At 64.1% G+C, this 4,703-nt stretch carries 4 protein-coding genes; 1 reads left to right on the top strand and 3 read right to left on the bottom strand.

The genetic code is table 11. The features are described from left to right. Positions 1-711 (bottom strand): hypothetical protein (locus AC1DT2_RS16155; RefSeq protein ID WP_477297430.1); only part of this gene is annotated, 711 nt, incomplete at its 3' end. Between the two features lie 279 nt (positions 712-990). Continuing rightward, on the bottom strand, positions 991-2,379 hold the full coding sequence (locus AC1DT2_RS16150; protein WP_213948242.1) for an Hsp70 family protein: 1,389 nt from the start codon (positions 2,377-2,379) through the stop codon (positions 991-993). Between the two features lie 123 nt (positions 2,380-2,502). On the opposite strand from AC1DT2_RS16150, the gene AC1DT2_RS16145 reads away from it, so the two are divergent. Beyond that, the gene (locus AC1DT2_RS16145) at positions 2,503-4,248 is read left to right on the top strand and encodes a M28 family metallopeptidase (protein WP_477297428.1); all 1,746 of its coding nucleotides are present in this window, start codon (positions 2,503-2,505) and stop codon (positions 4,246-4,248) included. A 129-nt stretch (positions 4,249-4,377) separates the two neighbouring features. Here the strand turns inward: AC1DT2_RS16145 and AC1DT2_RS16140 are convergent. Continuing rightward, positions 4,378-4,703, bottom strand: a 326-nt coding sequence (locus AC1DT2_RS16140; RefSeq protein ID WP_477297427.1) for a porin, incomplete at its 5' end; no start/stop codon positions are given.

Raw genomic sequence — 4,703 nt, 5'->3', positions numbered from 1 at the left:
ACGTTCGCTGGCTCCCGCGGCCTGGCATAGCTCCTGGGAATAGATATCCCGACGGAGATTGGCTCGCATGAAACGTTCCGCGCGGCGCATGACCTGGTAGTGCGCGCGTCTTCCGCGCGATGCCACCGGTCTCTCTTCGGACGAGGATCCGAGGGCCACCCGGATATGCTCGTCGAGAAGGTCCTCGACGGGTCCGAATGCCATGTCTTCGGTTTCATGCACGCGTTCGCTTATCTGCCGATACGCGCGCTTGAGATGCTCGGAGGTTACCGAGAACAGGCGAAGTCGTTGCGCGGCCATGTCCACGTCGGCGTGATCGGAGGCCATGAACCGCGAGCGAAAGCGCGCGTAAGGGGCCATCACAAGGGTGAACCGCGTGCCGCGCTCGAACATGAAATCGGTCGGGGTGCCACGCAGCAGCGTCACGCCCATTTCCGATTCGACACCGACGCCCTGGCACCAGCTGCGCTCTCCGGTCTCGTGGAGGTAGACGAGCATGCACGCGTCGTCGGGTACGGTCAGGGAGCCCCGCACGTCGAAATCGATATGCCCGGTAAGGTAGGTGACCCCGTCGTGTGTCTTCGACGCGATCGATGCGCGGGGCCGGGCCGGGCTGAGGGTCAACAGATCGACCTCGCACATGCCGAGCGCCGCACCCAGGGTGACCAGATCGTAATCTTCCAGCCCCTGCACGTTGGAAGGGCGAGTCATGCGCCTACCTCCCTGCGGTTGGTTATTCCCTGCATCGGCGGGACGGCGTCATTGGCACGACGCGTGGCCCCGGCAACGCCCCATTCGTTGCCCATCCTGATCCGAACGCGAACCCTTCCCATATGTACCCCCGCAACATCCATCGGCAGGCGACGCCCGCACGCGACTAAACCTCCATCGGTCGACGTGACCCCGCTTTTCCAAGTGGGCCACGTCGACGCCATTAACTAACGATGTAATGCAGCAAAAGCCAGCAGTTTGTGAATATGCCGAATTAGCTTATCGACTGTCGGAAGCGATTGATGAATTTGGTAAAAGTGCCGCTTGTGCGAGACCAGAGACTACACCCAGAGAGGGGTCGCCGTGCACGACTCGAATTCCGGGAAAACTTGCGCCTACGCGCTCACGAACCTGCGGCGAGCGCGACGTGCCACCCGTGAGGAAAACGCTGGCAGGCGGCTCACCGATATCGGCCTGCGCCTGGTCCAGAAGGCGCCCCATCCTGTCGAGGAAATCCTCGGATGCGGCGCGGAAATCGCCGGCAACGGCATCGATCTTCAGACCTGCCTCGATGAAATCCAGCGATGCCGTGGCCTCATCCGAAGCGGACAGGTCGATCTTCATGCGCTCGGCCGACTGGTTCAGCCGGGTGGTTGCGCCGGTTCCCTGCAAGGCGCGCAGGCGTGAACCGAAGGGCTCGTCCACCTGGCGATAGTCCTGTTTGCGGAACTCGCGCTGCTTGGGCAGGTTGTGCACGCTGGCCGCCTCGACGAAGTGGTGCACCGGTACGCCGCTCAGGTCCTTGCCGAAGCGGGGCATGAAGCTGTGCAGGCTCACGCCCACGTCCAGGTCCGTACCGCCGCGCGGCAGGCCCCAGCTGCGGTGCATGATCGGTACCTCACCGGCGCCCAGCTCGGCATAGGCGACGTCGGTCGTACCACCGCCGATGTCGACGATGATCGCCCGCTGCCGTTCCGCCAGCGACTGGTGGTAATGCATTGCCGCGGCCGCGGGCTCCTCCAGGAATGAGACCTCGTCGAAGCCGGCGATCCGTGCTGCTTCGCGGAGAATGGACAACGCCTGCTCGCCGCCGGCCGCGCCCATGGAGCTGCGGAACTCGACGGGGCGGCCAATGACGGCCTCGCGAACGGGCGTGCCGAACTGGCGTGTGGCTACCAGGCGAACGTGCTCGAGGATGTGCGCCGCGATGCTCACGATGGTCTTGCGCACACGCGGATCGAGCTTGTAACCGAACATCGACTTGGGCGATTCGATCAGGTTGCCGGTGCCCTCTTCGAGATACGCGTCCACGGCCTCCTCGCCGAAGAGGGCGTCCTGGAAGCTGGCTACGGACGCCGAGGCTTCGCGCGTGCGTTCTTCCATCCACTGCCGGCGCACCACACGGATGGCATCCCGACGCAGGTCCATGTCGCCGCGTGGAACCCGTCCGGCCTGGCGCTCATCGAGACGGGAGGCGCGGACGAAAGCATCCACCTGGGCTTCCAGGACCGGGGTCAACACGAAGTCGTCCACGTTGGGCACGATTTCGGGGAAAAACACCGCGGTGCGGAACTGACGGGCGTCGCCGAAACGGACCAGTTCGAGCTGTCCGTCCACGATAGCCGCTGCGGCCGAATAGCTGGTTCCGAAGTCGATGCCGATGCGCATGGGGGAAGGTCTTCCGGGAACGGGATAACCGACCATTATGACTCCCTTGCCGCTGCGGCGACAGGGCCGCCCTTGCCGCTACACTCGGGATCCACCTTATCTGCCCAAGGGGACTCTCCGCCGATGCGTCGACTCGCTCTCGCCTGCCTGACCGCACTGACCCTGGCGGCCTGCCAGTCCCACGACGACGACAAGACGGCGGCGGCACCTCCGCCCGCTCCTGCCAGGGCCGCCACCTCGCCACCCCCGCCGCTTCCGGCCGTGGCCAACGAGCAGCACACCTTTAGTCCCGAGATCACGCCGGACGACTTCGCCGCGCACCTGCGGGTCATCTCGTCCGACGAATACGACGGCCGCAAGCCCGGCACCCTGGGCGAACGCCTGACGACCAACTACATCATCGAACAGTTCAAGCGAATGGGTCTGGAGCCGGGCAACAAGGGCGAGTGGGTACAGACCGTGCCCGCGGTCTCGACCGCGCTGAGCGACCCGGCCAACGTGAAGCTCGATGTCGCCGAAGGCGGCGACCAGGAAGCGTTCGCGTTTGGCAGCGAGATGGTCGCGGGCACGCTCCAGGCCAAGGCCGACGTGGATCTCAAGGATTCGGATGTCGTTTTCGTCGGCTATGGCGTCAACGCACCGGAAGCCCAGTGGAACGACTTCGATGGCGTCGACGTGAAGGGCAAGACGGTCATCATCCTGGTCAACGACCCGGGCTGGAACGCGAACGATCCCAAGCTGTTCAAGGGTCGCGAAATGACCTACTACGGCCGCTGGACCTACAAGTTCGAAGAGGCGGCCCGCCAGGGCGCCGCTGCCGCGTTCATCGTCCATCAGACCGAGCCTGCCGCCTACGGCTGGAACGTGGTGCAAAGCAGCTGGTCCACGCCGCGCCTCGACCTTCCCCAGAGCGAGGACCCGTCGCCTCGCCTGCCGGTTGCCGGATGGTTGACGCACGAAGCGGCACAACGCCTCTTTGCGAAATCCGGGAAGAACTTCGACGACCTCGCGAAGCAAGCCGACGTGCGCGGCTTCAAGGCGGTGCCGCTGGAGGCGAAGGCCTCCATCCACCTGCAGAGCGCGATCACGCATTCGCTGAGCAACAACGTCATCGGCATGGTCAAGGGCAGCGACAAGCCCGACGAAGCGATCGTCTACACCGCCCACTGGGATCACCTTGGCCACGATCCGTCGCTGAAGGGCCATCAGATTTACAACGGTGCGGTCGACAACGGCACCGGCATTGCCGCCCTGCTGGAAATTGCCGGCAAGTTCGCCCAGGACAAACCGAAGCGCACGGTGATCTTCGCGGCAGTGACCATGGAAGAATCGGGCCTGCTCGGCTCGGAATACTACGTCGCCCACCCACCCTTCCCGCTCAACAAGACCGTCGCGGACATCAACATGGACGCGTTGCCGATCACCGGCGCGACCAAGGACATGGAAGTCGTCGGCCTCGGCCAGGGCGATCTCGAAGACATGTTCGCCGAGGTACTCAAGGCCGACGGCCGCGTCGTCAGCGGCGACGCCTCACCGGAGAAGGGCCACTATTTCCGCTCCGACCACTTCAACTTCGCCAAGGCAGGCGTGCCCGCACTCGCTGCCAATGGCGGCATCGACATGGTCGCCGGTGGAAAAGCCGCGGGCGAAGCCGCCGCCAACGACTACGTCAAGAACCACTACCACCAGCCGACCGATGTCTACGATATCCGCTGGAACTTCGACGGCGTGACCCAGAACGTCAAGGCCTTCTATGCCCTCGGCGAAAAACTCGCCGACAGCGACGTCTGGCCGGCATGGAAGGACGGCAGCGAGTTCAAGGCCGTCCGCGAAAAGTCCCTCGCTGCGACGGCGAAGAAGAAAAAATAAGTTCTTCGCAGGCTCGCTGCAGGCTCTCTGTAGGAGCCGCTTCAGCGGCGATAACCCGTCCGCCGCAACCCCCATCGCCGGCATAGCCGGCTCCCGCAAAGAGCCGGCTCCCACAAAGAGCCGGCTACCTCAGTAATTCACCTGCAACTGCACCCGCAACAGCTGCCCATCAATAYGACGATAAGGCGCCGAATTCACATCCGTGCGGCGCATATTCGCCCAGGCCACCGCCAGCTCGACCGCATTCGAAGGTTGCCATTCGACACCCGCCTCCAGTTCGTCCGCCTGCATTCTCGGCGCATTGGTATCGAACTTCGCCGCACCACGATACGTCTGCCACTTCGCATACGGCATCAGCGAGCCATAGCCACCGTCAAACTTGTACATCACCTGCGCATAGCCACCACGTAGCGATTGCGTACGGATGACCCGGCGCGCGACATCGAGCTCCGGGC

This window comes from Luteibacter sp. P4_E6, from assembly GCF_056401535.1.
This window is presented reverse-complemented; position numbering and strand designations above follow the sequence as displayed.

Coding starts and splice junctions, on each gene's coding strand:
- AC1DT2_RS16150 (WP_213948242.1), bottom strand. CDS start 2,379: ATGCGCATCGGCATCGACTTCGGAACCAGCTATTCGGCCGCAGCGGCT.
- AC1DT2_RS16145 (WP_477297428.1), top strand. CDS start 2,503: ATGCGTCGACTCGCTCTCGCCTGCCTGACCGCACTGACCCTGGCGGCC.